This window comes from Amycolatopsis sp. CFH S0740, assembly GCF_004522315.1.
In the GTDB taxonomy this organism is placed as follows: Bacteria; Actinomycetota; Actinomycetes; order Mycobacteriales; family Pseudonocardiaceae; genus Amycolatopsis; species Amycolatopsis nivea.
On sequence record NZ_SDLS01000037.1, the window covers coordinates 62,750 to 89,356 of the forward strand.

The following is a 26,607-nucleotide window of genomic DNA, read 5'->3' on the forward strand; positions in this document are numbered from 1 at the left end:
GAGTCATTCGAGGTCCCGGTTGGTGCGTCCGGTGAGCACGGATTCGAGCTGGGTCTTCGCGGGTTTGCGGCGGCGGTCGGCGCCCTCGTCGTCCTTTTTGATCAGCAGCCACTGCTCCTGGTCGGACGAGTCGCGGCGGATCAGGGAGAAGGCGCCCTTCAGCTTCTCGCCGTGCAGGCAGACCTTGAGGTGGCCGTCTTCGAGGGCTTGTTCGGCGGGGTCGTCGGTGAGCACGTCGAACGGGCCGGTGTCCCACACGATCACGGTGCCGCCGCCGTACTCCTCGGCGGGAATGGTGCCCTCGAACCGGGCGTAGTCGAGCGGGTGGTCCTCGGTGCGGATGGCGAGCCGCCGGTCCGAGGGATTCAGCGACGGGCCCTTCGGCACCGACCACGAGACGAGGACGCCGCCGATCTCCAACCGGAAATCGAAGTGCAGGCTGCTCGCGTCGTGCCGCTGGACGACGAACACCGGTTCGGCGTTCCCGCGGCCCCCGCTCGGCTCCGGGGTCCGGCGCGGGTCGCGTTTGGCGCGGTACGCGGCCAGCCGGTCCTTCGAGGACATCCCACCACCTCCGACCGCCCGGGTGCCCGCACGCCGGGAGCGCGAAACGTGCGACCTGGAGGCACGACCGGCGGCGCCCGTTTACCGGCGCGGGCAACGGGTAAGCGGACTCCTGACCCCGATTCCGAGATGTGAGCGCTCCGATGACCGGATTTTTCCCGCCCGGCCAGGGCAACAGCCCCTTCGACCAGTTCCTGTCGCAGTTCTTCGGCCAGGCCGCGCCCGGCCGCCGCGGCTACTCGGTCGACGTGGCGCGCCTGCTCACCGACCAGGCCCGCGGGCTCGTCGCGGAGGCGGCGGGCCGCGCGGGCGCGTGGGGCGGGCGGCACGTCGACACCCAGCACCTGCTGTGGGCCGCCACCCAGCTGCCCGCCACCGCGCAGGCGCTGACCCGCGCCGGGGTCGACCCGGCCAAGGTCGCCGGGCGCGTCGAACGCGACCACGCCGCCAACGGCGAAACCACGGCGACCGCGCTGGCGCCCGGTGCGAAACGCACGCTGATCGACGCCCATCAGCTCGCCCGCGGCCTCGGCTCCCCGTTCATCGGCCCCGAGCACCTGCTGGCCGCGCTCGCCGCCAACGAGGAGTCCGAAGCGGGCCGCATCCTGCGGGAAGAGGGCGTGACCACCGACCGCCTCCGGCAGGATTCCGCCGCGGACAGCCTCACACCGCTGCAGGACACCCCGACGCTCGCCCAGTACGGCGAAGACCTCACCACTCGCGCCCGCGAGGGCCGGATCGACCCGGTGATCGGCCGCGACGACGAGATCGAGCAGACCGTCGAGGTGCTGTCCCGCCGCACCAAGAACAACCCGGTGCTGATCGGCGAAGCGGGCGTCGGCAAGACCGCGATCGTCGAAGGCCTCGCGCAGCGGCTCGCCGACGACGACGTGCCCGACATCCTCAGCGGCCGCCACGTCGTGCAGCTCGATCTCACCGCGATGGTGGCCGGCACGCGCTACCGCGGCGATTTCGAGGAGCGGATGTCCGCGCTGCTCAAGGAGATCCGCGAGCACGGCGACCAGCTGATCGTGTTCGTCGACGAGCTGCACACGATCGTCGGCGCCGGCGCGAGCGAGGGCAGCGGCGGCCAGGGCGCCGGGAACATGCTGAAACCGGCGCTCGCGCGCGGTGAGCTGCACATCGTCGGAGCGACCACGCTCGACGAGTACCGCACCGGCATCGAACGCGATCCGGCGCTGGAACGCCGGTTCCAGCCGATCCTGGTGCCCGAGCCGACCGTCGAGGACGCCGTGTTGATCCTGCACGGCCTCCGCGACCGCTACGAAGCCCACCACCAGGTCCATTACACCGACGACGCGTTGCGGGCGGCCGTCGACCTGTCCGACCGGTACCTGACCGAACGGTTCCTGCCGGACAAGGCGATCGACCTAATCGACCAGGCCGGGGCCCGCGTACGGCTGCGCGCGCGGACCAAGCCCGACGGCCAGCGCGAGTTGCAGGCCAGGCTCGACCAACTGCAGTGCGAGAAGGACCAGGCCGTCGCCGAGGAGGATTTCGAACGCGCGTCCTCGCTCCGCGACGAGGCAGCTGACGTGCGGAAACGTCTCGAACAACCCGTCGAACGCCCAGGCGGACCGGTGGAGGTCACCGACGCGGACATCGCCGAGGTCGTCTCCCGGCTGACCGGCGTGCCCGCGACGCGGCTCACCGAGACCGAGCGGGAGCGCCTGCTCGGCCTGGAGGAGCACCTGCACGACCGCGTGATCGGCCAGGACGACGCCGTGCGCGCGGTCGCCGAGGCGGTGCGGCGGTCCCGCGCCGGGCTCGCGGAGCCCGACCGGCCGTTCGGCAGCTTCCTGTTCCTCGGCCCCACCGGCGTCGGCAAGACCGAACTCGCGCGGGCGCTGGCCGAGGCGCTGTTCGGCGACCAGGACAGCATGGTGCGCATCGACATGAGCGAGTACTCCGAGCGGCACACCGTCAGCAGGCTGATCGGGTCGCCGCCCGGGTACGTCGGGTACGAGGACGCCGGCCAGCTCACCGAGGCGGTGCGGCGCCGTCCGTACTCCGTGGTGCTGCTCGACGAGGTCGAGAAGGCGCATCCGGACCTGTTCAACGTGCTGCTGCAGGTCCTCGACGACGGCCGCCTCACCGACGGCCGGGGCCGCACGGTCAACTTCGCCAACACGGTCCTCATCATGACCAGCAACCTCGGCTCGGACCTCGTCGGCAGCTCGACCCACGGCGCGCTCGGCTTCGTCCAGCCCGCCGACGGCGACGGCGACCAGCTGCGCGAACGCCTCATGCGGCGGCTGCGCGAATCGTTCCGCCCGGAGTTCCTGAACCGGATCGACGAGATCGTCGTCTTCCGCCGCTTGGAAGCCGGCCAGCTCGACCGGATCACGGAACTGCTGCTGGAGCGCACGAAACGGCGGGCGCACGCGCAGGGTCTCACCGTCGAGTTCACGCCGGAGGCGGTGCGGCGGATCAGCGAACTGGGCTACGAACCGCAGTTCGGCGCGCGGCCGCTGCGGCGGGCGATCCAGCGGTACGTGGACAACCCGCTGTCGAGCCGGCTGCTGTCCGGCGACGTCGCGCCCGGCACCGCGGTGCGCGTGGACGCGGGCGACGAGGGACTTCGCTTCGACACCTCAGCGACCGCCTGAGGTGCCGCCGCTCCCGGTCCTGTTCGGCGTCGCCGGACTGCTCGCGCTCGCCGCGGCCGTGCTGCCGAAACTGGTCGCCGACCGCCCGTTCTCCACCCCGCTGGTGATGTTGCTCGCCGGGCTGCTGCTCGGCCTGCTGCCGCTGCCCTACCTCGGCGACTGGGCCTCGCCCGCCCAGCATGCGGACGTGGTGGAATCCTTCACCCAGCTCGGCATCGTGCTCGCGCTGGCGGGTGCGGGCCTGTCCGTGGACCGGCCGTTCGGGCTGCGAAGATGGATGTCGCCGTGGCGGCTGCTGTTCGTCGCGATGCCGCTCTCGATCGCCGCGGTCGCCCTGCTCGGCTGGTGGTGGCTCGGGCTCGCGCCCGCCGCCGCGCTGCTGCTCGGTTCCGCGCTCTCCCCCACCGACCCGGTGCTGGCCGGCGACGTCGGGGTGCCCGACCCCGGCGTGGAACCGGATCTGGCGCGGGACAACGAGATCCGCTTCACCCTCACCACCGAAGCCGGCCTCAACGACGGCCTCGCGATGCCGTTCGTCCTGGTCGCGCTGCTGCTGGCGGGCACCCACGAGTCGATCGGCACCGACGTGCTGCTTCCGCTGCCGATCGGGGTGCTGGTCGGCCTCGCCCTCGGCCGGCTGCTGGCGTGGGCGTTCTTCCGCATCCCGTCCTCGCGCTTCCGGCTGGCCGAATATTCCGACGGATTGGTGCTGCTCGCACTGGCCTTCCTGCCGTTCGCGGTGGCGGAACTGCTGCACGGCAACGGTTTCCTCGCCGTGTTCACCGCAGCCGTGTGCGTGCGGACCAGTGAGCGTTCGCACGGCTACCACGAGGTCCTGCACACCTTCGGCCGCCAGCTCGAACGGCTCTTCGTCGCCATCACGCTGCTGGGTCTGGGCTTCGCCCTCGGCGACGGCCTGCTGCGCGGGACAACCCTGCTCGAAGTCCTCTTCGCGGCTGTCGCGGTGTTCGTTATCCGGCCGCTCACCGGAGTCGGTTCCCTCATCCGCTCCCCCGCCCGCGGACGCGCCGCGCTCGCGATCGCGTTCTTCGGCGTGCGCGGCATCGGAACGCTCTACTACCTCGCCTACGGACTCCACCAAGCCAACCTGCCGGGCGCCGACCAGCTGTGGCGGGTGGGCGCGCTGGCGGTGGCGCTTTCCGTGCTGATACACGGGATTCTGGCCGCGCCGGTGATGCGCCGGGTCGAAGAGCGGGGTGCGCACGTGCCGCGGCACCTTCCGGAGGAGACCGGATAGTTCGCTTTCCCGGCCCGGAAAACCGCTTCCCCCATTGGGTTACGGAAATCCCGGTCAGGGAATCGCGACCCGACACGATGGTGGAACGAAGTGGAAGCCGCCCGCTTCGCGCCAGTAGGTTTCCCGACGCACCCCAGGACCGGCACTTCGCCCGACGTGATCGCCCATCCCGCTAGGAGCGCTTCCCATGCTGAACAACCCCGGTTTCGCGCCGGGCACAGTCGCGTCCGCAACCCCCGGCTCGCGCGGAATACAGCGCGAGCTCCGCACACAGCACCACTGATCCTTCGCACCCGGCCGGACGCGCAACCGGCCGCGGCGCGAAGTCCGGCAGTTCGCCTCCGCGTCGTCCGTGCCCGCTCGGGCCGGGACCTGCCCGACATTCCCGGGCCGCCGACGCGGAGCGACGCCGGCCGGACGGGACCGGTGCAGCACTGCCCAGGGGCGCACCGGCCCCGTCCGGAGCACGAACCCCGTTTGCCCGGCCGCGATCCCGGATTCGCGGCCCGTTTTCTTCCCGCCGAAACGCGGCGGGTTGTTGTTGGCAAGGAGTTTTCACCAGTGATCAAGCAGCTCGGTTTCGTCGCCACGGCGCTCGCCGCGGGCATGGCCGTCCTCGGCGGATCGGCTTCCGCGGCCGGGGGCACGGCGACGGGCGACCCGGTCGACCAGGTCGGTCTCGGCAACGTGCACAACCTGGACGCGGTGCACAACCTGAACCTCGTCGGCGGCGTGTGCGACAACAACGTCAACGTGCTCGGCGTGCAGGTCCCGGTGCGCGACGTCGCGCAGGGCATCAACGTTCCGGTGCTGTCGCCGGGCGAGAACGAGGCCGCGGGCAAGTCGCCGTACAACTGCGCCTCCGGAACGATCGTCGACGGCGGCTCGGCTCAGGGCCACTGACGCCGGCGCGACAGCGGCCGCCGCGGAGCATCTGCCCCGCGGCGGCCGTTTCCGCTGTGCTCAGCCAAGTTGCGGGACGTCGCCCGGGAAACTGATCGGCAACCGATACAGCCCGCGCGCCTGCCGCCCGCCGTTGAGCCAGCCGTGGAAATAGATGTTCCCCTCGACCACGTCCGCGCCGCCCGGTCCGTCGACGGCGCCGCCGAGCCGTTCAGTGGAGAGAAACGGCGCGTCCGCCTTGACGAAGGTGCCAGCGAGCGTCGGAGCGGTGGCGTAACCGGTGTGGTAACCGGAACTGTCGACGGCGGCTCGGCTCAGGGCCACTGACGCCGGCTCGACAGCGGCCGCCGCGGAGCATCTGCCCCGCGGCGGCCGTTTCCGCTGTGCTCAGCCAAGTTGCGGGACGTCGCCCGGGAAACTGATCGGCAACCGATACAGCCCGCGCGCCTGCCGCCCGCCGTTGAGCCAGCCGTGGAAATAGATGTTCCCCTCGACCACATCCGCGCCGCCCGGTCCGTCGACAGAGCCGCCGAGCCGTTCAGTGGAGAGAAACGGCGCATCCGCCTTGACGAAGGTGCCAGCGAGCGTCGGAGCGGTGGCGTAACCGGTGTGGTAACCGGAACTCTGGAACGTGTCGGCGGAGCAGAAAAGCACGTACCGGGACGGTGTCTTCACCATCGTCGGTGCCTCGACCACGTTTTTCTCCGAGCCGAGGTCCGCGCGCAGCAGTTCGGTGCGGGGACCGGACAGCGACCGTCCGTCCGGGCTCAGCTTCTGCGACCAGATCGCGGCGGGCGGGCCCGAGGCCGAGCCATTCGCCTTGTACAGCAGGTACCGGGTGCCGTCGGCGTCGAGGAAGGTTTGCGGATCGATGTCGCCGCCGTCCTCGGGCACGCACACGAGCGGCGCGTCGCCGTCCGGCTGGTACGGGCCCGCGGGTTGTGCGGAAGTCGCCGTGCCGAGGCACATCGGCCCGTTCGGGAGGCGGGTCGCGGCGAAGTACAGCACGAAGGTGCCGTCCGCCGCCTCGGTGACGTCCGGGGCCCAGAATCCGCCCTCCGGCTTCGCCCACGTCGGCGCGGCCGCGAGCGCGTCGCCGACGATCCGCCACGGGCCTTCCGGCGCGGGCGCGCTCGCCACCGGGACCTTGCCGGACCCGGTGGTCGTCGAGAAGGCGAAGTATCCCGAGCCGGTCTTGACGACGTCGGGGTCCGGAAAGTCCTGTCCCAGCAGGAGCTGCGGCGCGCTGGCCGCCGACGCGGCCGGACAGTGGGCGAAGCTGAGCAGAACGGCGGCGAGCGCGGCACCGGCCCGGCGTAAGGAACACATGCCCTCGATTTTCTTTGCCCGCTAACGACATCGCCCGCTCGTCGCGGGGTTGCCACTGGGAAGGGTGTACGCCGCGCCTCCCGATCCGGTGAACCGCGCGGAAACCTCCGTCACCCTGGCGTGAAATCCGGTTTACCTTGCCGGGAAAGGACTTCCCCAGGTGAACTCCGGTTTTTCGCCGCTGCCGAACGAAAGCGCGGGCACCCGGGCGGGCGGATCGCTTTCCGGAGCCGGCAATTCGCGCGGGACCAGGGGTAACGTCAGTCCGGCCCGGCGCAACGCCGGTCGTCCCAGCGCTCGTTCGCGGCTCCACGTCTTTCATTTCGGGCGCTTTCCCTTGGAAAGGAAACGAACTGTCATGTCGATGAAACGGACGTTGCTGTCCGGCTTGATCCTCGCTCCGCTGTGCCTGGCCCTGCCCGGGACCGCCGTGGCCGCCGAGGGCCCCGGCGAAACACTGCCGCTCACCACGGGCTGGTGGCCCAACCAGTCCAGCAGCGAGGAGGAGTCGGCCGTGTTCGCCGGGATCGGCGGGGCGGGCGTGCTGCACCACGAGTCCGGAGTCGACGAGTGGGGCAACCGGTGGAGCGAGCACGACGGCAGCCTCGCGGGCATCGGCGGCGCCGCTGTGCTGCACGGTTCGCGGGAAACGAGCGGGGACGTCGGCCGTCCGCTCTGGCCCGCGCAGGACGCTGTGCACACCCAGGCCTCGGCCCCGGTTTCCCCCGCTGTCCGCTCGGCGACCCCGGGCAAGGAGCACGTCGTGACCCCGGTCAAGGCCGCCCCGGCATCGCGGGCCAAGAAAGCCGCGGTGCGGACTGCTGACGCTGCCCCGGTGCGCAAGATCCGCGAGGCGTCCCGGGACTGGGGCTCGTCGTATCACGACGAAGCCACCACAGCCGGTCCGGAAGGGGCCGCCTCGGCGCAGGTGAGCAGCCACGCCGGACGCGACCACGCCTGGTACAGCGCCTCGGAGCTCGCCGCAGGCCCGGACGGCGCCACTTCGGCCGGAGTCGCCGCGCTCGCAGTGCCCGGAGCAGCGGGATACCGGACCTGGGACGTCGGGGCCGGCCCGACGGGCGCGTACAGCCACTCGACCGAAGCCGCGGCGGACGTCCGGGAGCCTGACCTCGACTGATCCGTCGAGCACAACCGGAATCACGGCGGAGGGCTGGTGCGAGCGCACCAGCCCTTTGCTGTACATTACGCACAGTAGTTGCTGATCGGACAAAACAGAACTCAGGACCCTCCGATCGTGAAGTTTCGCCCCCGAAGGGGCTGGGTAACCAGCGCAATTTCCTGACCCGCCGAAAAGACACTCTTCGGAATGCTTTCCCGGAAATTGCGTGCTTTCTCCCCGGACCGCCCGATATTGTCGAGACTGCCGGGAGCGAACCGACCCCGAACCGCTTCGCTCCCGGCACTGGGGATGCGGCATCGGCCGCGCCGGGCGGACATTCCGCCGGAACACATCGGACACAGAGGAGATCGTGGTTCAGAATTGCGGCGAGCTTTTTGCTTATTTCGCCGGATCCCGTAGTCACGGCAGTCCTTCTCAGCGTTTTCCGCAGCCACCGGAGGCCGTGCCGGACTGAGCCGCGCGGCCCCGCCCGGCGGCCGGTTTCCCTTGCGCCGGGCAGGTTTCCGCCGCGTCCGGCGCATCCGTACTATCGGCAGCGGTTCAGCCAAGAGCCGCGGAAGGACGCGCCCGCGAGGTGCCGTCGCCCTCGGCCGTCTTTCCCCGCTAATGCCCAGCTTTTTTCGCGCGGGCGGACGAACTCCGCCCGCGGACTCGGGGGAGGAATGGACAGTCACCTGATGATCGGCGCCCCGGGCGCCACCTACACCCCGCGCCTGGTCGCCATCGCCGGCGACCGCCTCATCCATCCGGCCGACCCGCGCAACGACCTCGCGCGGATCGTGCTGCGCTGGGAACGGGCGTGGGTCCCGGAAACGTGGGCCGCGCGGCAATACTTTGCGGCCCTTGGCATCGGCGACGACGAAGCGCCGCGCTACACCGACCAGGACGTCACCGGCTGGCTGCTGCTCCAGCCGCGGCCGGGGACGCTCGCCGCGCAAGTGCGCTCGAGCGAACTCGACGTCGCCACAGCTCTCGCGGCGGAAGCGGAGGCCTGGCCCGCCCGGTAGCAACGGTTTCCGGAAGCTCTGTGCCGCCGTCCCCGGCGGCGCAGAGCCCTTTCGCGTGCGCGGAATATTCTGATCTCCGGGGAATGCGCATATTCCACCGGGCTCGATGTTTGAACGGCGAGGAAGAAGCGAATGTTGTTGGCCCCATTACAATAGCGCTCCCGGATAAACCCGAAAGAGACCTTGCAGCCCGGTCAGCGGATCGGCGGCCGACACGATGGTGGCGAGAGGTGGAAACGACTCCGGAATGCCAGTACGTTTTCCTTATCCGGCCGCGGAGCACACACCTTCATTGCCGCGACCGCTGACGCAATCGTCAGAGTCCGCGATCGGCATCGCCGGTCGCCGAAATTCCCAGAGGAGTTCTGAATGCTGAAGAAGATCGGTCTCGTGTCCTGCGCGTTGGCGGCAGGCGCGTTCCTGTTCGGCGGCATCGCGGCCGCCGACACCGCGGACGGCCACCACCACGGGCACCACCACGGCGGACCCGGCCAGGTCGGCTTGGTGAACCTGAACAACACCGACGTGGCGCACAACGTCAACGGCACGCTCGGCCTGTGCGGCAACGACGTAAACGTCCTCGGGGTCCAGGTCCCGGTCCGCAACTCGCTGAACGGCATCGGCGTGCCGATCCTGTCGCCGGGCGAGAACAGCGCCTCCGGCCAGTCCCCGTACAACTGCGCCTCGGGCGCCGTCGTCGACGGCGGCAGCGTCCAGGGCGGCTGAGCCTCCTGCCGAGGCCGCCCGCTGTGTGTGCGGAAAGCAGGCCGAGGCACGGAGTCCGACGGTTCGCGTCAGCGTCCTGAGGTGCGTGCGGAGCGCGGAAAGAGCTGCACACTCCAGTTCCGCGCCACGGACGGCCCCGACGCCCCGCGACGTCGGCACGGGTGGGACCGGTGACCCTGGCTGAGGCAATGCCGGTCCCACCCGGCGTGTTCGACACGGTAACCCACTTCCGCCGCCCCGGCGACTGCTGCCCCGGGGCGGCGCTTTTTCGTGCGGACACCGCTGCCCGAGGCGGCGCTTTTCGTGCGGACGCTGCTGCCCGGGATGGTGCTTCTCGTACGGACACTGCTGCCCGGGGCAGTGTTTTTCGTGCGGACAACTCGTTTCCGGCGGCCGCTCCACGCGCTGGCGGCCCGCATCACTCCCGGCCGGCGCGTTCACCAGGTACGAGCGCGGAATCACCGTGCCGGACAGCGGTTTCTTCGTGCGCAAGGGAACGGCCCGAGCAATCGAGCCGTTCCCGCACAGCAACTTTCGTCAACGAGACGGGAGGCCGCTGCGGCCCTCCCCGCCTAGCCGGAAATCAACCTCACACACCGGGCGGCTCACGTCGCGGACCAGCGGGAGGATAGGTATTCGCGGGCGGAGCCTGCCGATCCGGCGCGGCCGGGTAACCCGCCATCGCACCTGGTTTGGGACCGCGGCGCACCAGACCCGCGAGGCCGAGCAGGCCCACTAACCCGAGCAGGCCCCACAACCCGTTGTTGCCGTTGTCGTGATCGTCATTGGCGGTGTCGCCGGTGTTCTGCGCTTGCGCGGTACCAGGCACCACGACGGCGGCCTCGGCGGTCCCGGCCCCGGCGAGCGGGATCGCGGCCGCGGCAACGAGAGCGCAGATCTGACGACGTACTTGAGCGGTCATCGGGAATTCCCCTTTCGAATGATGCGGATGAACTGGCCTCGACGCTCCCGGACGGTCCGCACGGCCGAGGCGGCCAACTGCCGAGCCGTCTCGCTCAGCCGCCTGCCCGGACTCCTGTGCTCCGCTGCGGGCGACGGCTCTTCGGCACGTTCCGGAGCGGCCTGCGGCAATTCGCCAGCGAGAGTTCCGGATTTCCCGGGCTCGCTGTCCGAGCGCGAAGGCGCGGCGAACGGCTGCGTCGGAACGAGCCCCTCTGCGTCCCGTTCCTGCGCTGCGGAAGGCGAAGGCCGGGCAACTTGCCTGCGAGACAACGGTTCCCGCACCGCAGACCGACCACCCGGCGACGACTTCAGCGCCCCAGTCCGACGCAACCGCCCCGCCGACGGCGGCGCTTCCGGCCGAACCCCCGCAGTCGGCACCGGACGATCGTGGTCACTGGCCCTCGCCCGCGGCACCTTGCCCCCGGCAGACTCCACCTCGCCACCCGACAGACCCCCATCGCGACGCGGCGTCTCCGGCGTGCCCTGGACAGACTCCGCCTCGCCACCCGCCGAACCCCCGTCGCGACGCAGCACTTCCGGCGCGCCCCGGGCAGACTCCGCCGCGCCACCATCGCGACGCATCACCTCCGGCATGTCCCCGGCAGACTTCGCTACGCCACTAGGTGGGCTCCCGTCGCGATGCGACATCTCCGGTGCAACCCGGCCAGACTCCGCCTCACCGCCCGGCAGACCCCCGTCGCGATGCAGCATCTCCGGCGTCACCCGGGGCGTCATCAACGGGGTGTGCGCCGCGTCGGCGTTCGGGACCGCGGGTTCGCGCGCCGTCGGATAGCGCGCCAGCGGGTCCCGTCTGGCCGACGCGCGGATCAGGCCGAAGATCCCGGGCAGTCCGGCCAAGCCCACCAGTCCCCACCAGGCAGTCATGGCTATCCTCGCTTCCCTCGCGGCATTCGGTCCGCGCTCGGATAGCCGATCATCGCGAGGACAACCGCGAGACCACCTGGACGAGTGACCCAACTTGTGCCGGAGTTCAGCGCGCTCGCTCCCTCACCTCGTGGACTTCGGCATGGCGCCGGGCGCGAATCATCCAGTCGGCGTGCGGCGCGCGAGACCTACGGGGATTCGCCGGAAAGCTCGGCAAGCTTCCGCAAAATCCCGGCTCCATCACCCAACAAGTCGCGCTCTAACGGCGATATCCGCCACCACACCACCCCGGCGACGACCCGGCTCGGCGGAAGCACCACGAGGTCACCCGGCGAAAGGACCTCCACCCCGGACGCCAGTTCGGAGGCCCGGCAAGTCCCGGGCTCGACGAAGAAAAAAGCTCCGTGCGGCGACAGCGCCATCGGGCCGAGCGGGCGCCCGCCGTCGAACGCGGCTAGGGCGCGCCAGCCTAGGTGTGTCGGCGCGCGCACGACGTCAAAATGCTCTCCTACCGGCGCGAGAATCGCCTGCCGATGCACAGCCCACCATTGCGAAACCACCCGGCGATCGACCGTGGCCTCAGACGGGGACATCGTCGACTCCCGGCCGCCAAGCCGCTCGAAACTGACCGGATCCCAGGTCGTCAAACCGTCGCACACCGGCCCGGGCAGCACTGGCCAGCCCAGCGCGGCGTAGTTCTCGGCCGCCGCGCGCAGCGAGCGCAGCGCGACCCCGTGGTCCCCAGCCAAGCAACGTGAACGGCTACCGCGCGCGACAGCGGTCATCACAAGAGCCCCTTCCGAGTGACGAGACCCGTCCGCGCAGGTCAAGCCGCCACGGACGGTGCGGGAACCGGGGTACCGCCCGACCACCATGCGTCCGCGGCGAGGCGCACACCAGCCAGTGAACCGGGAGCAAACCGGCAGCGTGCGCCGTTCCAGGTGGCGGCTAAAGCGAACCGAGTTCCTCGTACGGGGTGCTCATCTCGGATTCCCCCAACAGGTCCAGGAACAGCTGGAACTGAACGAAATTGTCCCGGCCGAAGGAACCGCCAGCCGGCCATATCGCGTCGCATTCAGGGCATTTGACGAGAATGATCCGCAACCGCGTTGCCCTGATCTTCCCGAGATTTCCCTGACAGCATCTCGGACATCCCATGCATCCCCCGCACCGGCGCCGCTGCTGCGACCCTGATCTGGTTGCGGCCGTTCTGCTTGGCCTGCAGCAACGCACCGTCCGCCGACATGAGCAGTTGTTCGACCGAAATGCCGTCGCCGGGATACGACGCCACCCCCATCGAGGTGCTCACCCCGGACAGCGTGCGAGGCTGACCGTCCGTAGTGGCGGTGAGCACGACCGGAGTACGCGCGAGCCGGGAGCGGATCCGCTCGGCGACAGCTAGCAACTGGCCCGGTTCGAGGCCCGGCAGCAGAATCGCCAGCTCGTCCCCGCCGTAGCGGGCGACGAGGTCCTGAGCCCGGACTTCCGCGCGCACCAGGTCGGCGACCGCGCGGATGGCCTGGTCGCCCGCCGGGTGCCCGTAGGTGTCGTTGATGGCTTTGAACTTGTCGACGTCCAGGAAAAGCACGCCGAGTCCGGTCTCGCTGAGTTTCGCGCGGTCGAGGGCAGCGGTGACGACGTCGGCCCAGTACACCGGCGTCGCCAGGCCGGTTTTCTGGTCCGTGCGCGACGCCCGCAAGTACTGGGGCAGCAGGAGATCGCGGTGCACGCACAGCACGGCGATCATCGGAGCGGGCAGTGCCCACGGCTCGTGGACCAGCAGGACGGCCATGGTCGCGCCGAGCCCCAGCGCCGAGGCGACGACCAGCTGGTCGCCCGGATGCCCCAGCGCCTGCCGAATCGGCAGTTTCTCGGGCGACGACCACCCGATCGCGACGACGACCAGGGCGTAGTTGACCAGCCACCACACCCCGGCCGCGGCGGCCACGCGCAGCAGCGACCACAAATCGTGCGGCAGCAGCGGGCCGTCCAGGACAGCGGAGGCGACGGCCGACGCGAGCACGAACGTGGCGGCCGAATAGAACTTCCGGAACAGGATCGTCGGCCCGTAAACCCGGTACCAGCAATACACATACGACACCGCGGTCAAGCCGATGACGAGCGGCAGCGGCAGCACCAGCAGCGCGGCGAACACCCACAGGCTCTTGAGATTCGTGTACGGCGCTTTCTTCGACGCCTGCTCGCGACGCCGCTCGATCGTGCGGACCGCCTCGAGATGCGCGACCGCGGCCGCGGTGAGGACGGCGAACCACAGCCACTGCGTCGGGGTGATCGTGGCGGACAAGGACGAAAGCACCGCGATCGCGACCGCCGCCGCGTCGACCGTGAGCACCAAGGACAGCGCGGGACGTCGCAGGGACCACAATCCCCACGTCGTTATGCGTCTGCCACTCTTTCCCGTCACGCTGGTATCCGCCCCTGTCAACGAAGATTAATCACGGTAATCGCATTGTCACCGGCCGTCGATACGCCGGTCGGACCAACCACCGCGAGAAAGGCATCACTATGCGCAACGCACCCGGCAACGAATGGACCCGTTTCGCCCGCGGCAACGAGTGGACCCGCTGCCAGGGCAACGAATGGATCCGCCGAGGCAACGAATGGGGCCGCCGCGGGAACGAGTGGGCCCGCTGATCCGCTACCCCGGTTCGGCAGCGCGGCGGGCGCGGTTCCAAGCCGCCCCCGCCGCGATCGCCGTCAGCACGCCGAGCACCCCGGCGACGGCGAGGACCGTGCTCGGGCCGGCCGCCGTCGCCGCGAGCCCGGCCAGCGCGATCCCGGCGCCCTGGCTGGTCGTCAACGCGGTCGCGGCGAGTCCGTAAGCCTGGGCCCGCCGTTGGTCGGGAACCGCCAGTGTGAACGCCGCCGACGCGGGCAGATGGTAAGCGCTGGCCATGCCCGACAGCCCCCATAAGACCGCTGTCACGGCCAGCCCCGGCTGAATCGCGCACACCACGAGCGGAACGCTGGCCGCCACCGCGAGCGGCCCGAGCAACCGCATCCGCATCGGCGACGGCAGCCGCGACACGATCAGCATCCCGAGCACCGTCCCCGCCGGACTCGCCGCGAGCAGCACCCCGACTGCCTGAGCGGACCCGCCGATCGACTCCGCGTACGGCGCCGCCAGCCCCTCGACCGTGACGTAAAACCCGGCCACGCAAGCCAATCCGACCAGTGAACGCAACCGCGGCGTCCGCACGACGAGCACCGTCCCGGCCCGCAGATCGGCCCACCACCGCCCCAGCCGCGTCCCATCGCCCACCACCCCCGGCGCGGGCCGCACCCGGATCCCGAACCGCACCACCGCCGCCGACACCACGAACGTCACCCCGTCCGCGACGAGCGCCTGCCCCGGACCGAGAAACGCGACCAGCGTCCCGCCCGTCGCGAACCCCGCCACCTGCGCCAGCTGGACCACCGTGTCCAGCACGCCTTTGCCCAGCAGGAACTCCTCCCCCGGCAGAACCGCCGCGGCCGTCGCCGCCCGAGCCGCGTTGCCCGGTGCCCCAGCCGCCTGGACCACCACCAGCAGCGCCGCGACCGCAGGCAACGGCAGCGCGGGAATCGCCATGACCGTGACGAGCCCCGCACGCAGCAGATCCGCCGCCACCATGACCCGCCGCCGAGGCCACCGATCCGCCAGGCCCGACAGCAACGGACCGGCGAAAATCGACGGCACGTACGTCAAGGCGTAGACCCCCGCGGTCCAGCCCGCCGACCGCGTCCGGTCGAAGACCAGCAACGACAACGCCACCCGCGCGAACTGATCGCCCGCGACCGAAACCACCATGCTCGCGAACAGCGCCCGGAACTCCGGTCTGCCGAACACCTGCCGATACGTCGCCACCAGCCCAGCTTGGCCGATCACGGGCGGGCGGGCACACCCCCGCAGGTACGGGATGTACCGGCACAGTCTTGCCGGAAGGTTCCTTTTCTCGTCCCGAAATCGACCGGCCGGCAAGGCACGCAGCGGATGCGCAGCGATCAAATCGGGCGCGCCCTGGCCGCCTCTCCGCCAGATGACCGAAGACGATCCCGTTGCTTCTCTGCTCCAGTGAGGTCGTGAGGGGAACCCTGACGGAATCAGATTCCCTCAGGGTGGCCTTCACGGACGTTCGCACCGGCCGGACCTACCCGTCCGTCNTTCACGGACGTTCGCACCGGCCGGACCTACCCGTCCGTCGATCGCTCCCCACGCCTCACCAACCGCGCAAGCCTCTTCCGAGCAGGCGCGAGCTCTTCAATCCTCAACGCCGCCAGCACCCCAAACGACACCCCCAGCCCAACCAGACCCTGCAGAATCAGCTTCACCCACGCAGTAGCCCGCCCCCCGAAGTCCGGCACGAGCCATCCGACAGCCAGCGCCGCAGCAGCGCCGAGTGCGCTCGCGACCAGCGTGAACAGGATTACCCCGAGCGCCCGCTTGCTGCGCAGGTGGCCGAGGCTCACCCACAGCCAGACCTGGCCCAGGATCGCGCCGACCACGAACGTCAGCGAGTTCACCAGCATGGTGCCCAGCACGATGCTGTGCGCGTCCAGCAGCACCGGGCACAGATACAGCAGCGGAACCTTCACCACAGTCATCACGACCATGATCAGCGTCGGCGTGCGCGCGTCCTTCATCGCGTAGAACACCCGCAGCTGCAACATGACCAGCGCGTAGGGCAGCAGCCCGAACGACGAGACCGCCAGTGCCTCGCCGAGCCGGCCCGCCTGGGCGACGGAGTTCGCGCCGCCGCTGAACAATGCGATGCCGATCGACTCGCCCACCACCGTCAGCACGGCGGCGATCGGCACCAGCATCACCGTCGAGATGCGCGACGCGTAGGAAAGATCGGCCACGACCTTGCGGACATCGCCGTCCGCGGCGTTGCGCGACAGCCGCGGCATGATCGCGGTCAGCAGGGACACCCCGATCACGCCGTAGGGCAGCTGGAACAGCAGCCAGGCGTTGGCGTAGATGGTCACCCCGCCCGGGTCGCCGCTGGTCAGCACCCGGGTGTTGACGGTGAGGCCGGCCAGGCTGATCGCGACGTAGCCGAGGATCCACAGCGCGAGGCCGCCGAACTCCTTCATCCGCTTGTCGATGCCCCAGCGCCACTTGAAGCGGAATCCCGTCCGCAGCAGCGGCGCCACCAGCAGCACCGCCTGCACGGCGATGCCCAGCGTGACGCCGATGCCGAGCACGAGCAGCTTCGGGTCGCCCATCCGCACCGGATCGGTCGAGATCTTGCCCGGCATGAGCATGAACAACGCCAGGGTCGCGATGACGACGACGTTGTTCATCACCGGCGCCCATGCCGTCGGGCTGAAGATGTGCTTGGCGTTGAGGACCGCGGACACCAGCGCGAAAACGCCGTAGAAGAAGATCTCGGGCAGCAGCAGCCGGGCGAACGCGTTGGTCAGTTCGGAGTTGGCGTGTCCGCCCTGATCCAGGTACAGCGAGGTCAGCGCGGGTGCCGCCGCCACGGCGAGGACGGTGCCCACGCCCAGCACCGTCAGTCCCATCGTGAGCATGCGCTGCGTGTACGCCGCACCGCCGTCGGGATCGTCCTGCGAACGCACGATCAGCGGCATCACGACACTGCTGAGCACGCCGCCGAGCAGCAGCTCGAAGACGCTGTTCGGCAATGTGTTGGCGATCGTGAACGAGTCGTTGACCACGCCGGTGCCGACTGCCCACACGAGCATGATCTTCCACAGGAACCCGGTGACCCGGCTGACCAGCGACGCGATGGCCATCTTCCCGCTCGACTTGGCGATCGACGGCGCCTTCGGCTCGACCCGCGGCGGACGGCCGGGGCGCCCCGGCCTCTCGCCGGGCGGGGCGGTGGGCAGCCGCGGCAGCATCTGGGTCGCGAGCGAGTCGTAGGGGCGCAACGCATCCGGATCGACGACCGGCCACTTAGAACTCGCGGGCACCCCGCCGACGCGCGGGATGAACACTGTCGCGTCCGGATCATCCGGTGCCAGCGGCGGCGCGCCGAACGGCATGCTGTTCTGCCCGCGCTCCTGCCGCCACGAGCGGACCGGCGGCCATCGCGGCGCGGACGGCGGCGGCTGCGGCAACTGCCCGCGATGACCGTCTTCCGCCGGCGGGTGCTCAGGCGGCGGGCGCCGGGTGACCCGTTCGACGGGACGGTCGGGTGGCCACTCCGGGTCTCTCTCCAACACTGCCCCATCGTCAACGGTCGATTCGATCCCCCAGCGTAGTCACTTCGCGCACGGCAGCGGTCGACCGCGGAGCCGCGCTCAGCCGTCCTTTTCCGGCGGCAGCTCCAGCATCTCGAGAAACGCGGTCGCCGCCGGGGTCAACCCCGTATCGGCCCAGATGAGGTATTCGACGCGCGTCGGGGCGTCCGTGATCTCGATCGTGGTCAGGTCGGACAGCTGCGGCACATACATCGACGGCAGCATCGCGATTCCCAAGCCCTGCCGGACAAGCCGGGCCATCATGAAGTCGGCGGTGGTCACCTCGAACGCGACTTCGCGGCTCAGACCGGCGGCGGCGAACGCCTCGTCCGACTGGTTCCGGCCCGCGGTGTTGAGCGGCAAGTCGATAAATACCTCGGTCGCGAGCCGGCGAAGGTCGACGGTGCGTTCCCCGGCGAGCGGGTGGTCCGGGGCGACAACGGCGACGAGCCGGTCGCGGGCCAGCTCGCGTGCGTTGACTCCTTGGGGACGCATCGAGGTCGGAAGCCCGAGGAACGCGACCTCGATGATCCCCTGCCGGACCTGGTCAGCGAGGTCTTCGCTGGCTCCGACCCGGATCCCGAGGCGCACCTGGGGGTATTCGATGCGGTATCTGCGCAGCGCGTCGGGGATGTCCACCGCCGCGACAGTCGGGATCAGTCCGACAGCCAGCCGCCCGCGCACCTCGCCGACGGCGGCGGAAACCTCGGCGGCAGCCCGTTCGGCCGCGTTGAGGCTCTCGCGGGCCGCGGACAGGAACGCTTCCCCGGCGGGGGTGATCCGCACGCGCCTGCTGGTCCGTTCGAACAGCCGGGCGCCCAGCTCGCGTTCGAGACGTGCGATCTGGTGGCTCAGCGCGGATTGCACCACCAGGCACCGCTCGGCGGCGCGGGTGAAGCTCATGGTCTCGGCGACGGCGACCACGTACCGCATCTGCTGCAACTCCACCCATCCATCGTGAATCACGATAGATGGGATGACAAGGTTGTGTTGGACTCATGAATCGGTCGTCGCGAGACTGGTTCGCACAAGCAGTTCCCGAGACACCGGAGCGCCTGGTCTCCGGAACTGACGGGCTCGGCGCACTGAAGCGCAACCGAGCCGGATACCCCGCTAACCACCGAATCCAGGAAGAAGCATGTCCTCATCCAGCACTGCCTCGCCCTCGTCTTCACGGGCATGGCTCGGCGTCGCCGCCATCACGGCGAGCCTGTTCGTCTTCGTCACCACGGAACTCATGCCCGTCGGCCTCCTCACTCCGATGAGCGGCGGGCTGGCCGTCTCGGTGGGCATCGCCGGGATGGTCGTAACCGGATACGGCGTCTCCGCAGGCGTCGGCGTCCCCTTCATCGTGGCCTGGACCCGCCGGGTCGACCGCCGGGCGCTGCTCGCCGCGCTGCTCGTCGTCCTCGCCGCCGGGAATCTGATCACCGCGCACTCGCCCGATTTCGTCGTGGTCCTCGCGACCCGGTTGATCATGGGCTTCGCGCACGGGGTCTTCTGGGCGATCGGCGTCAGCATGGCGACGCGCCTGGTGCCGAACCAAGCCAGCCGCGCCGCCGCGGTCGTCCTGTCGGGCATGTCCATCGGCACGGTGGTCGGCGTGCCGATGGGCACCTTCATCGCCGATCTCACCGACTGGCGCACGACATTCACGATCTGGGCCGGGCTCAGCGCGGTCGTGTGCCTGCTCGTGGCCGCGGCGGTTCCGTCCCTTCCCTCGACCGACGCCATCCCCGTCCGCGAGATCTTCCTCTTGCCGGTGCGCAACGGCCGCCTGCGTGCAGTCATGATCACCGTCACGCTTTACGTGCTCGGCCACTTCGGTGCCTACACCTTCATCCGCCCGTTCATGGAAAGCCAAGCGGCGGCTTCGCCCGGTCTGATCACCATCCTGCTGATCGTCTTCGGCGTCGGCGGCGCAGCGGGCAACTTCGCCGCCGCCCACACCGTCACCAGGAACATGAAGGCGACCTTCGTCATCTCCTGCGCCGGGCTCGTCGTCTCGCTGCTGCTTCTGCTCCTCGTCGGCAATCACCCGGCCGGTCTCGCGGTGTCCGTGGCGTTGTGGGGAATTGCCTTCGGCGCGGCCAATCTCTGCCAGGTGAACATGATCCTGGCCGCGGCCCCGGACGCGTTCGAAGCAGCGATGTCGTTGAACACCATGGGGTACAACATCTCCATCGCCCTCGGCGCACTGCTCGGCGGCCTGTTCGCGAACAACGTCGGACTGACCGGAGCCATGTGGTTCGGCGTCGGACTCACCGCGGCCGCACTGGTATCGGCGTTCGCCTCTATGCGCACCACCCCGGCTGACGAAGCTGCCGCCAGGCCAGCCTAGAAGGCAGACGCGCCTCATACGTTCGCCCGTGACCGAGCAGCGCGGCGGAGCGCCATGCCCGCCGCGCCCAGCACGAGTACGGCGAGAAGAATCCAACTCCCCCGGCCGACCCAGGTTTCGATCTGCCGTGCCGCCTCGCCCGCGGCCGCGCCGATCGCGATGTGCAGCGCGCACCATGCCGTCGCCCCGACAGCCACGGCGGGCAGGAACTTCCGCAGCGGCAGGCCCGACGTGCCCGCCGCCGCGGGGACGAGCGTCCGGAGCACGGGGAGGAAGATCGCGATCAGCACGGCCCACGCGCCCCGCCGGCGCAGTGTGTCTGCAGCGCGATCCCATGCCGCCGCGCCGTACCGCCGCACCAGTTTGGTCTGTCGCAGCCAGGGTCCGTATCGCCGTCCCAGCCAGTATCCGAGGAGGTCGCCCGCGATGGCGCACACCGTGGTGACCAGCCACATGACGACGAACCGGTCCGGAGCCGTCGCTGTCGTGCCAAGGACGAACAACCCCGTTTCACCCGGCGCGATAAACCCAAGCCCCAGCGTGCACTCGCCGAACACCAGAACCCCCGCGACCGCGGTAACCGCCGCCGGAGGCAAGGACGCGAGCCCGTCGAGCAGCTCGGCGATCACGGGATCAGCTCCACGACCGGATGCGCCGCCCGGTCGAACACAGTCGTGGACCGGCCACGCAGATGCAGATCGAAGAAGGCCACGACGTACTTCCGTTGCGCGGCAAGGCTCCCGGCGGGGTCGACGGTGCCGATCATGGCCGTGTGGTCGCCGGGGACCTGCGGCAGCATGACTTGCGCGTCGGTGAAGCTCATGTGTTCGGCGTCGGGCAGGTACACGTCGCGTTTCCAGCCGGTCGACGCGGCCCAGAACGCGGCCCAGTCGTCGTTGTGCCGGTGGTTGCGGGGCCGTCCGCTGCTCGTGCCGCCGCCCATGAGCAGGAACGGGCGCGTGACGCCGACCCGGGCGGCGTTGCCGTAGCGCGGGTCCATGCTGCCGTCGAGGTTGATGCCCGCCTTGATCCTGGGGTCGGCGATCATCGCGTCGGCGGTCGTATAGCCGCCCATGGAGTGGCCGAACATGCCGACCCGCGACAGTCCGAGTTCGTCGAGCACGAAGCTCGTGTCGCGTACTCGTTCGGCCAGCACCTGCGCCGGGTCGAGACCGGCCTGCGGCAGCTCGACCCGGTCGGGGAACTGGACGGGCGCGATCGGCGTGTGGTCCATGCCGATCACGAGATATCCGCGGCTCGCCAGATCCTCGATCAGAGCGGTGCCGAGGAAGCGGGATTGCATCGCACCGGGCGAGTACAGGATGGCCTGTTCGCGGACAGGCAGCGGAATCGCTCCGGTGCGCGAGTGGGTGACGGTGCTCGCGAAATCGGCGGAGCCCGGGCCGATGAGACGGTCGTAGTAGTCCGCGACGCCGGGCGAGAACTGGCTGGTGGGTTTGCCGTTCCCGGCTGACGGATACCACAGCGACACCATCATCTCGCGGGCTTTGCCGGTCCACGGGTCGATGCGGTTCCGGTCGACGAGGTGCAGTTCCTTCGTGCCTACCGGGTACCGGCCGGTGGGCGCGGGCAGCTTCATGGCGGCCGGACTGGCGACAGCCACGCCCGCCTGCCCGACAAGAGCCGCCGCTATCAGAGCGACAGCGATCAGGGTTTTTCTCATGCGGCCAGATTCGTCGCGGCGGCCGTACCCCGGCATCTATCTCCGGGCAACGGACGGACTAGCCGAAGGTCATAGAAGCCCCGCCTCGTGCGCGATGATCGCCGCCTGCACCCGGTTCGCGACCTCGAGACGCCGCAGGATCGACGTGACGAACACCTTCACCGTGCCCTCGACGACGTGGAGGCGACGGGCGATCTCGGCGTTGGGCAGGCCGGCGCCGACAAGGGCGAGCACCTCCCGTTCGCGCGGGGTGAGCGCGTCGACCGCCTTGCGCGCCCGCGCCTCGTTCGAGAGCCGCTTTCCCCGGACCCGCTGGATGACGCGGTGCGCGACCGTCGGCGCGAGATAGGCGGCTCCGTCCGCGACCGCACGGATCCCGGCGAACAGCTCGCGCGGGTCGCCGGTCTTGAGCAGGAACCCGCGGGCGCCGCCGTCGAGCGCGGCCGCGATCTGCTCGTCGGCGGAAAACGTGGTCAGCATGAGCACGCCTGCCGTCGGGACCGTCCGGGTCAGCTCGGCCGCCACGGCGAGACCGTCGAGGACCGGCATGACGATGTCCAGCAAAACCACGTCGGGCCGGTGCGCGATCGCCAGCTCGACGGCCGCGCGCCCGTCGCCGGCCTCCGCGACGATCTCGATCTCCGGGTCGGCGGCGAGCACGGCGGCGATGCCCGCGCGGGTCAGCGGTTCGTCGTCGGCGAGCAGGACGCGGATCATCGCGACACCGCCGCCCGCGGCGCGGTTTCCTTGACCGCCAGCCGCCCGTCGGCGAAGCACAGGCGATAGAACAGGCGCGCGTCGGTCTGGACGCTCGCCCAGTAGCGCCGGCAGTCCGCCGGCCGGGCCGGCCCGGGCAGTTCGGGCGCGGGATCGCCGAGCATCTGGAAGCGGGGCAGCATTTTCTCGACGTCCTCCTGGGACTGTCCGACGACCAGCCGCTCGAATACGGCCGGGTCGAGCCGGTTGTCGGTGCCGGTCACGAAGTACAGGCCGAGCGCGAGCACGAGCACCCCGCCGCCGGCCGCGAGCGGAACCCGCCCGAGCCGCCACAGCCGCGGCCGCTCCCGCGCCGGACGACGGCCCTCCGCCGGCACGACGACGGTCAGCACGAACCGGTCGCCGCGCATCCCGGCCGTGACCTCCCCGATCTCCCGAAGCCCGGCGATGCCGAACCCGGACTCGGAATCCGCAGCGGCGGCCGGATTTCCGACCGTGACGGTCGTGGTATCGCCCTCGGCGACGACGTCCACGGTCACCGGCGCTCCGGGCGCGTGCCGCGCGGCGTTGGTGAGCCCCTCTCGCACCACTCGATACACGGCGGGGACGTTCACCGGCACACCGGTGACGGTCAGCCGGACCTCCTGACCAGCGGCTTGCGCCCGGGCGACGAGGCGATCGAGGTCCGGCACAGGTTCGCCGAGCAGCCCGATGATCTCGCGCAGCCGCTCAGTCGCGGCGGTGACCCCAGCCCGCACCTCACCAGCGCGGACGCGAACCTCCTCGTCGAGCGCGGGGGCCACTTCCAGCGCGCCCGCGCGAAGTGCGACGAGTTCCAGTTCGTGGCCGAGGGAATCGTGCATCTCCCGTGCGATCCGGTTGCGCTCCAGCAAGGCGGCCCGTTCGAGCCCGGCAGCGTGGAGACGCGCGCGTTGCCGCCGGTAGCGCCCCGTCAGCCAGGGACCGCCCGCGACCGCGAGGACGACGAGGACCTGGAGGAACCAACGGTAGAGACCGTGAAGGACACCGAATCCGCCGCGCTCGGCGACCTCGGCGAACACGACGACCGGCAAACCCGCGCCGAGCACCGCAGCGACCGCGCCCAGCCGATCCTCGCCCCACCGCCCGGCGAGATAAGCGAACCCGGCGACGGCGGCCCAGGGCCAGAACCGGACGGGATCCGCCGTCGCGGGCACGAACGACAGCACGAGCACCACAGCGACCGCGCAAGCCACGACAGCGGAGGGAAACCGGCGGACCAGCGCCGCCGCGAGGCCGACTCCGGCAAGCCCGGCGAGCAGTTCCTCCCACCGGACCGTGCCGCCCGCGAAACTCTCGAACCCCAGCACGGCCGCGACGAAAAGCAGACAAACGATCCGGCCCACTGCCATGCGGATCACTTTACCGACCGCGGATGCGGCGACACCTCCGACCGGAAACCCCGAATAACCAGCCGGGCCCGCGGCCGTCAGGAAGGAACCGTGAGAACCGCACTGTTCTTGCGCGACCGGGCAGGCCCGAACGCGCATGGTAGCGCTGGCGCTACCGTGAAGTCGGGTGTTGAAGGCATGTCGGCGGGCGCCGGCGGTTCCTAATGTCGTCGGCATGGAAATGGAAGCCTCCCGCAGCCGGCAGGCCGGTGGTCCGGCCGTCACCGCCCTGCTCTGCCTGATCTTCGTCGCCAGCGCCGCCACCAACTCGATCGGCGGTTTCACCGGGCTGGACACCATGTTCCGGATGACCTCCGGCGGAATCGCCGTGGCGTGCCTGCTGATCCTGATCGTGCGCTTCGCCGCGCGCCGCAAGGGCTGACGCCGATGTTGACCGCCGTGCCGGTGGTGCTGGCCGCGTCGCTGCTGGCGCCGAATACCGCTGCTCCGGACCCGGTTCGCACGCTCGCCCAGGAGATAGTCGCGTCCGGCGCGACCGGCGTGCAGATCCGGACAGTCCACGACGGACACTCCCGCACCGTGACCGCCGGAGTGTCCGAACTGGACTCCCGGCGACCAGTCTCGCCGACCGGACGGTTCCGGATCGGCAGCGCGACGAAGATGTTCACGTCCACTGTGGTCCTGCAACTCGCAGCGGAACACCGCATCCAGCTCGACACCCCCGTCGAGCACTACCTGCCCGGACTCCTGCCGCACGGCAAGGAGATCACCGTACGAATGCTCCTGCAGCACACCAGCGGCCTCTACGACTACACCGACTCTCTCCCGCTGCTCGGGCCCGACCTGGAAAAGATCCGGTACCAGCACCGTTCGCCGGAGTCGATGGTCGCGCTCTCGACGGCCAAGCCGCTGGACTTCCCGCCCGGCAGCAAGCATTCCTACTCCAACACCAATTTCATCGTGCTCGGGATGCTGATCGAGCGAACCACCGGGCACGCGTGGGGAACCGAAGCGGCACAACGCATCCTGCGGCCGCTCGGCCTGCACCACACGTCGGTTCCCGGGGACCGCACCGGGATCCCGGGCCCGCACGCGCACGGGTACCAGGAGATGAACGGGAAGCTCGTCGACGTCAGCGACTTGAACCCGAGCATGGCCTGGGCGGCCGGCGAAATCATCTCCACCACCGCGGATCTGGACAAGTTCGTCCGAGCACTGGCGGCGGGGCGGCTGGTGCCGCCGGACCTGCTGAAGCAGATGACCACCCCGCGCTCCGCGACCGAGGAATACGGGCTCGGGTTGCGCACCCCGACCACCACCTGCGGAGTACGGGTTTTCGGCCACACCGGCGGGATTCCCGGATTCCAGACCGTCGCGTTCACCAGCCCGGACGGAAAACGGCGCGTCGAAGCTTCGGTCACGTTGGGCCGGGGCCCGAACTTCGACTGGACTCGCGCCGTGCTCGACAAGTTCTTTTGCAGCTGAGTGCCAACACTGAACGAGGAAACCAATGCTGAACGCTGTGCCCTTCGCCCTGACCGCGGCCCTGCTCGCCCCCACCACGCCAGCCGCGGCTGACCCCGTCCGCACCGTCGCGGAAGAAACGGTCGCGGCAGGCGCGACCGGCGTGCAGATCCGGACAGTCCACGACGGACACTCCCGGACCGTGACCGCCGGAGTGTCCGAACTGGACTCCCGGCGGCCGGTCTCGCCCACCGGGCGATTCCGGATCGGCAGCACGACCAAAACGTTCGTAGCCACCGTAGTGATGCAACTCGTCGCCGAACACCGGATCCAGCTCGACACGCCCGTCGAGCGCTACCTGCCCGGACTCCTGCTGCGCGGCAACGAGATCACCGTGCGAATGCTCCTGCAGCACACCAGCGGCCTCTACAATTATCTCCGGGCAATCTCGTTGGACGGCGCTGATCTGGAGAAAGTCCGCTACCAGCACTTTTCGCCGGAATCACTGGTCGCCATCGCGACCGCGCGGCCGCTCGATTTCCCGCCGGGCAGCAAGTTCTCGTATTCCAACACCAACTACACCGTGCTCGGCATGCTGATTGAGCGAACCACCGGACACGCATGGGGCGACGCGGTGACCAAGCGGATCCTGCGCCCGCTGGGCATGCACCACACGGTGGTCCCCGGGGACCGCACCAGGATCCCGGGCAAGCACGCACACGGCTATCAGGAGATGAACGGGAAACTGGTCGACGTCACCGAACTGAACCCGAGCTTCGGCGGCGCCGCGGGCGAGATGATCTCCACCACGGCGGACCTGGACAAGTTCGTCCAAGCGCTGGCCGCGGGACGGCTGTTACCGCCGCCGCTGCTGAAGGAGATGACCACCCCGCGCTCCGCGGCCGAGGAGTACGGACTGGGAGTGGAAACCCGGACCACGCCGTGCGGAATCCCGGTTTTCGGCCACACCGGCGGGATTCCCGGGTACGGGACGATCGCGTTCACCAGCGCGGACGGAAAGCGCCGGGTGGAAGCTTCGCTGACGTTCGGCCGCGGACCCGCGAATGACGCCTTCTATTCGTTGATCGACAAGGTGATCTGCGCCTGAAAGACCACGGCCTGGGTCCGGTTGGGGAGCCGGGCTCAGGCCGTGGCCGTTAGCGCGTCTTCGGATCTCAGGCCTTGTCGTGCTTCTCAGTATCCCCGGGCCACTGGCCGGTAAGCTTGTCGTACCCAGTCGCGCCGCCACGATCGACAGCGGCCTTGACCACTCCGAAGATCGCACCCTGCACAGATGCGGCCAGCAGCACCTCTCCCCAGCCGCGTTCTTTCTGTGTTGGCTCCGGAGCCTTCTTAGTACTCCAGCTGTAGTTCGTGATCGGGTGCTGGTT

Annotated in this window: 25 protein-coding genes; 11 read left to right on the forward strand and 14 right to left on the reverse strand. The window is 69.9% G+C overall.

Translation table 11 applies throughout. The features are described from left to right. Positions 1-3: 3 nt before the first annotated feature. Entirely contained in the window at positions 4-564 is a 561-nt protein-coding gene (locus tag EIZ45_RS39810) for a DNA polymerase ligase N-terminal domain-containing protein (protein ID WP_134667926.1), read from the reverse strand. Between the two features lie 143 nt (positions 565-707). Here EIZ45_RS39810 and EIZ45_RS39815 point away from each other — a divergent pair, with 143 nt between their 5' ends. The 3 genes from EIZ45_RS39815 to EIZ45_RS39825 all read left to right on the forward strand — a co-directional run bounded on the left by EIZ45_RS39815 (position 708) and on the right by EIZ45_RS39825 (position 5,355). Further along, positions 708-3,194: an ATP-dependent Clp protease ATP-binding subunit gene (locus EIZ45_RS39815; RefSeq protein ID WP_134667927.1), complete on the forward strand. Its 2,487-nt coding sequence runs from the start codon at positions 708-710 to the stop codon at positions 3,192-3,194. Position 3,195: 1 nt separating this feature from the next. Then, positions 3,196-4,452: a sodium:proton antiporter gene (locus EIZ45_RS39820; protein WP_134667928.1), complete on the forward strand. Its 1,257-nt coding sequence runs from the start codon at positions 3,196-3,198 to the stop codon at positions 4,450-4,452. A gap of 561 nt (positions 4,453-5,013) precedes the next feature. Further along, a complete protein-coding gene (locus EIZ45_RS39825; RefSeq protein WP_037818481.1) occupies positions 5,014-5,355 on the forward strand; it encodes a hypothetical protein in 342 nt (113 codons plus the stop codon). 60 nt (positions 5,356-5,415) lie between these two features. On the opposite strand, the gene EIZ45_RS39830 is transcribed toward EIZ45_RS39825, so the two are convergent. Together EIZ45_RS39830 and EIZ45_RS39835 are read right to left on the reverse strand one after the other, a co-directional pair. Further along, positions 5,416-5,679 carry a hypothetical protein gene (locus tag EIZ45_RS39830; protein WP_205671785.1) on the reverse strand — a complete coding sequence of 88 codons (264 nt, stop codon included), beginning with the start codon at positions 5,677-5,679 and terminating at the stop codon, positions 5,416-5,418. Positions 5,680-5,742: 63 nt separating this feature from the next. Continuing rightward, entirely contained in the window at positions 5,743-6,684 is a 942-nt protein-coding gene (locus EIZ45_RS39835) for a glycoside hydrolase family 43 protein (protein WP_134736107.1), read from the reverse strand. Between the two features lie 358 nt (positions 6,685-7,042). On the opposite strand from EIZ45_RS39835, the gene EIZ45_RS39840 reads away from it, so the two are divergent. The 3 genes from EIZ45_RS39840 to EIZ45_RS39850 all read left to right on the forward strand — a co-directional run bounded on the left by EIZ45_RS39840 (position 7,043) and on the right by EIZ45_RS39850 (position 9,558). Next, the gene (locus EIZ45_RS39840) at positions 7,043-7,822 is read left to right on the forward strand and encodes a hypothetical protein (RefSeq protein ID WP_134667930.1); all 780 of its coding nucleotides are present in this window, start codon (positions 7,043-7,045) and stop codon (positions 7,820-7,822) included. Between the two features lie 665 nt (positions 7,823-8,487). Beyond that, positions 8,488-8,832, forward strand: a complete 345-nt coding sequence (locus tag EIZ45_RS39845; protein ID WP_037818484.1) for a hypothetical protein — start codon at positions 8,488-8,490, stop codon at positions 8,830-8,832. Positions 8,833-9,201: 369 nt separating this feature from the next. Further along, positions 9,202-9,558, forward strand: coding sequence for a hypothetical protein (locus EIZ45_RS39850; protein WP_134667931.1), 357 nt, complete (start codon positions 9,202-9,204; stop codon positions 9,556-9,558). 589 nt (positions 9,559-10,147) lie between these two features. Here the strand turns inward: EIZ45_RS39850 and EIZ45_RS39855 are convergent. From EIZ45_RS39855 to EIZ45_RS39865, 3 genes are all read right to left on the reverse strand, one after another. Continuing rightward, positions 10,148-10,480, reverse strand: coding sequence for a WGxxGxxG family protein (locus tag EIZ45_RS39855; RefSeq protein ID WP_134667932.1), 333 nt, complete (start codon positions 10,478-10,480; stop codon positions 10,148-10,150). A gap of 1,114 nt (positions 10,481-11,594) precedes the next feature. Beyond that, the gene (locus EIZ45_RS39860) at positions 11,595-12,191 is read right to left on the reverse strand and encodes a bifunctional DNA primase/polymerase (RefSeq protein ID WP_240690870.1); all 597 of its coding nucleotides are present in this window, start codon (positions 12,189-12,191) and stop codon (positions 11,595-11,597) included. A gap of 290 nt (positions 12,192-12,481) precedes the next feature. Then, entirely contained in the window at positions 12,482-13,831 is a 1,350-nt protein-coding gene (locus EIZ45_RS39865; protein WP_134667934.1) for a GGDEF domain-containing protein, read from the reverse strand. Between the two features lie 101 nt (positions 13,832-13,932). Between EIZ45_RS39865 and EIZ45_RS47465 the strand changes: the two genes are divergently transcribed. Further along, on the forward strand, positions 13,933-14,061 hold the full coding sequence (locus EIZ45_RS47465) for a hypothetical protein (RefSeq protein ID WP_255443806.1): 129 nt from the start codon (positions 13,933-13,935) through the stop codon (positions 14,059-14,061). Positions 14,062-14,065: 4 nt separating this feature from the next. Here the strand turns inward: EIZ45_RS47465 and EIZ45_RS39870 are convergent, their stop codons facing one another. The 3 genes from EIZ45_RS39870 to EIZ45_RS39880 form a co-directional block, all read right to left on the reverse strand. Beyond that, complete coding sequence (locus EIZ45_RS39870) at positions 14,066-15,274, reverse strand: MFS transporter (RefSeq protein ID WP_240690871.1); 1,209 nt, start codon at positions 15,272-15,274, stop codon at positions 14,066-14,068. A gap of 323 nt (positions 15,275-15,597) precedes the next feature. Beyond that, positions 15,598-17,421, reverse strand: a complete 1,824-nt coding sequence (gene murJ / locus EIZ45_RS39875; RefSeq protein ID WP_134667953.1) for a murein biosynthesis integral membrane protein MurJ — start codon at positions 17,419-17,421, stop codon at positions 15,598-15,600. 258 nt (positions 17,422-17,679) lie between these two features. Continuing rightward, entirely contained in the window at positions 17,680-18,567 is an 888-nt protein-coding gene (locus tag EIZ45_RS39880; protein WP_134667935.1) for a LysR family transcriptional regulator, read from the reverse strand. A gap of 190 nt (positions 18,568-18,757) precedes the next feature. Between EIZ45_RS39880 and EIZ45_RS39885 the strand changes: the two genes are divergently transcribed. Further along, positions 18,758-19,960: an MFS transporter gene (locus EIZ45_RS39885; RefSeq protein WP_134667936.1), complete on the forward strand. Its 1,203-nt coding sequence runs from the start codon at positions 18,758-18,760 to the stop codon at positions 19,958-19,960. 14 nt (positions 19,961-19,974) lie between these two features. Here the strand turns inward: EIZ45_RS39885 and EIZ45_RS39890 are convergent, their stop codons facing one another. The 4 genes from EIZ45_RS39890 to EIZ45_RS39905 all read right to left on the reverse strand — a co-directional run bounded on the left by EIZ45_RS39890 (position 19,975) and on the right by EIZ45_RS39905 (position 23,752). Further along, on the reverse strand, positions 19,975-20,589 hold the full coding sequence (locus EIZ45_RS39890) for a DedA family protein (protein WP_134667937.1): 615 nt from the start codon (positions 20,587-20,589) through the stop codon (positions 19,975-19,977). Continuing rightward, the gene (locus EIZ45_RS39895; RefSeq protein WP_134667938.1) at positions 20,586-21,644 is read right to left on the reverse strand and encodes an alpha/beta hydrolase; all 1,059 of its coding nucleotides are present in this window, start codon (positions 21,642-21,644) and stop codon (positions 20,586-20,588) included. The genes EIZ45_RS39890 and EIZ45_RS39895 overlap by 4 nt, the downstream gene beginning before the upstream one ends. Before the next feature lie 69 nt (positions 21,645-21,713). Beyond that, positions 21,714-22,361 (reverse strand): response regulator transcription factor, encoded by a 648-nt coding sequence (locus EIZ45_RS39900; protein WP_037818495.1) that lies wholly within the window; start codon positions 22,359-22,361, stop codon positions 21,714-21,716. Further along, positions 22,358-23,752: a sensor histidine kinase gene (locus EIZ45_RS39905; protein ID WP_167756689.1), complete on the reverse strand. Its 1,395-nt coding sequence runs from the start codon at positions 23,750-23,752 to the stop codon at positions 22,358-22,360. Before EIZ45_RS39905 ends, EIZ45_RS39900 begins: the two co-directional genes overlap by 4 nt. A 214-nt stretch (positions 23,753-23,966) precedes the next feature. Here EIZ45_RS39905 and EIZ45_RS39910 point away from each other — a divergent pair, with 214 nt between their 5' ends. From EIZ45_RS39910 to EIZ45_RS39920, 3 genes are read left to right on the forward strand one after another with little or no spacing between them, the layout of a single operon-like run. Further along, a complete protein-coding gene (locus EIZ45_RS39910; protein WP_134667940.1) occupies positions 23,967-24,173 on the forward strand; it encodes a hypothetical protein in 207 nt (68 codons plus the stop codon). A gap of 5 nt (positions 24,174-24,178) precedes the next feature. Then, positions 24,179-25,237, forward strand: a complete 1,059-nt coding sequence (locus tag EIZ45_RS39915) for a serine hydrolase (protein WP_134667941.1) — start codon at positions 24,179-24,181, stop codon at positions 25,235-25,237. A gap of 25 nt (positions 25,238-25,262) precedes the next feature. Then, positions 25,263-26,324, forward strand: a complete 1,062-nt coding sequence (locus EIZ45_RS39920) for a serine hydrolase (RefSeq protein ID WP_134667942.1) — start codon at positions 25,263-25,265, stop codon at positions 26,322-26,324. A 67-nt stretch (positions 26,325-26,391) separates the two neighbouring features. Here EIZ45_RS39920 and EIZ45_RS39925 read toward each other — a convergent pair. After that, the coding region (locus tag EIZ45_RS39925; RefSeq protein WP_134736108.1) for a DUF4235 domain-containing protein at positions 26,392-26,607 on the reverse strand (216 nt) is incomplete at its 5' end.

Excerpts from the sequence above, each read along its gene's own strand:
- EIZ45_RS39845 (WP_037818484.1), top strand. The coding sequence starts at position 8,488 with ATGGACAGTCACCTGATGATCGGCGCCCCGGGCGCCACCTACACCCCG.
- EIZ45_RS39900 (WP_037818495.1), bottom strand. The coding sequence starts at position 22,361 with ATGATCCGCGTCCTGCTCGCCGACGACGAACCGCTGACCCGCGCGGGC.
- EIZ45_RS39910 (WP_134667940.1), top strand. The coding sequence starts at position 23,967 with ATGGAAATGGAAGCCTCCCGCAGCCGGCAGGCCGGTGGTCCGGCCGTC.
- EIZ45_RS39885 (WP_134667936.1), top strand. The coding sequence starts at position 18,758 with ATGTCCTCATCCAGCACTGCCTCGCCCTCGTCTTCACGGGCATGGCTC.
- EIZ45_RS39810 (WP_134667926.1), bottom strand. The coding sequence starts at position 564 with ATGTCCTCGAAGGACCGGCTGGCCGCGTACCGCGCCAAACGCGACCCG.
- EIZ45_RS39905 (WP_167756689.1), bottom strand. The coding sequence starts at position 23,752 with ATGGCAGTGGGCCGGATCGTTTGTCTGCTTTTCGTCGCGGCCGTGCTG.
- EIZ45_RS39815 (WP_134667927.1), top strand. The coding sequence starts at position 708 with ATGACCGGATTTTTCCCGCCCGGCCAGGGCAACAGCCCCTTCGACCAG.
- murJ (WP_134667953.1), bottom strand. The coding sequence starts at position 17,421 with ATGCCGTTCGGCGCGCCGCCGCTGGCACCGGATGATCCGGACGCGACA.
- EIZ45_RS39920 (WP_134667942.1), top strand. The coding sequence starts at position 25,263 with ATGCTGAACGCTGTGCCCTTCGCCCTGACCGCGGCCCTGCTCGCCCCC.
- EIZ45_RS39835 (WP_134736107.1), bottom strand. The coding sequence starts at position 6,684 with ATGTGTTCCTTACGCCGGGCCGGTGCCGCGCTCGCCGCCGTTCTGCTC.
- EIZ45_RS39915 (WP_134667941.1), top strand. The coding sequence starts at position 24,179 with ATGTTGACCGCCGTGCCGGTGGTGCTGGCCGCGTCGCTGCTGGCGCCG.
- EIZ45_RS39840 (WP_134667930.1), top strand. The coding sequence starts at position 7,043 with ATGTCGATGAAACGGACGTTGCTGTCCGGCTTGATCCTCGCTCCGCTG.
- EIZ45_RS39855 (WP_134667932.1), bottom strand. The coding sequence starts at position 10,480 with ATGACCGCTCAAGTACGTCGTCAGATCTGCGCTCTCGTTGCCGCGGCC.
- EIZ45_RS39850 (WP_134667931.1), top strand. The coding sequence starts at position 9,202 with ATGCTGAAGAAGATCGGTCTCGTGTCCTGCGCGTTGGCGGCAGGCGCG.
- EIZ45_RS39860 (WP_240690870.1), bottom strand. The coding sequence starts at position 12,191 with ATGACCGCTGTCGCGCGCGGTAGCCGTTCACGTTGCTTGGCTGGGGAC.
- EIZ45_RS39895 (WP_134667938.1), bottom strand. The coding sequence starts at position 21,644 with ATGAGAAAAACCCTGATCGCTGTCGCTCTGATAGCGGCGGCTCTTGTC.
- EIZ45_RS47465 (WP_255443806.1), top strand. The coding sequence starts at position 13,933 with ATGCGCAACGCACCCGGCAACGAATGGACCCGTTTCGCCCGCGGCAAC.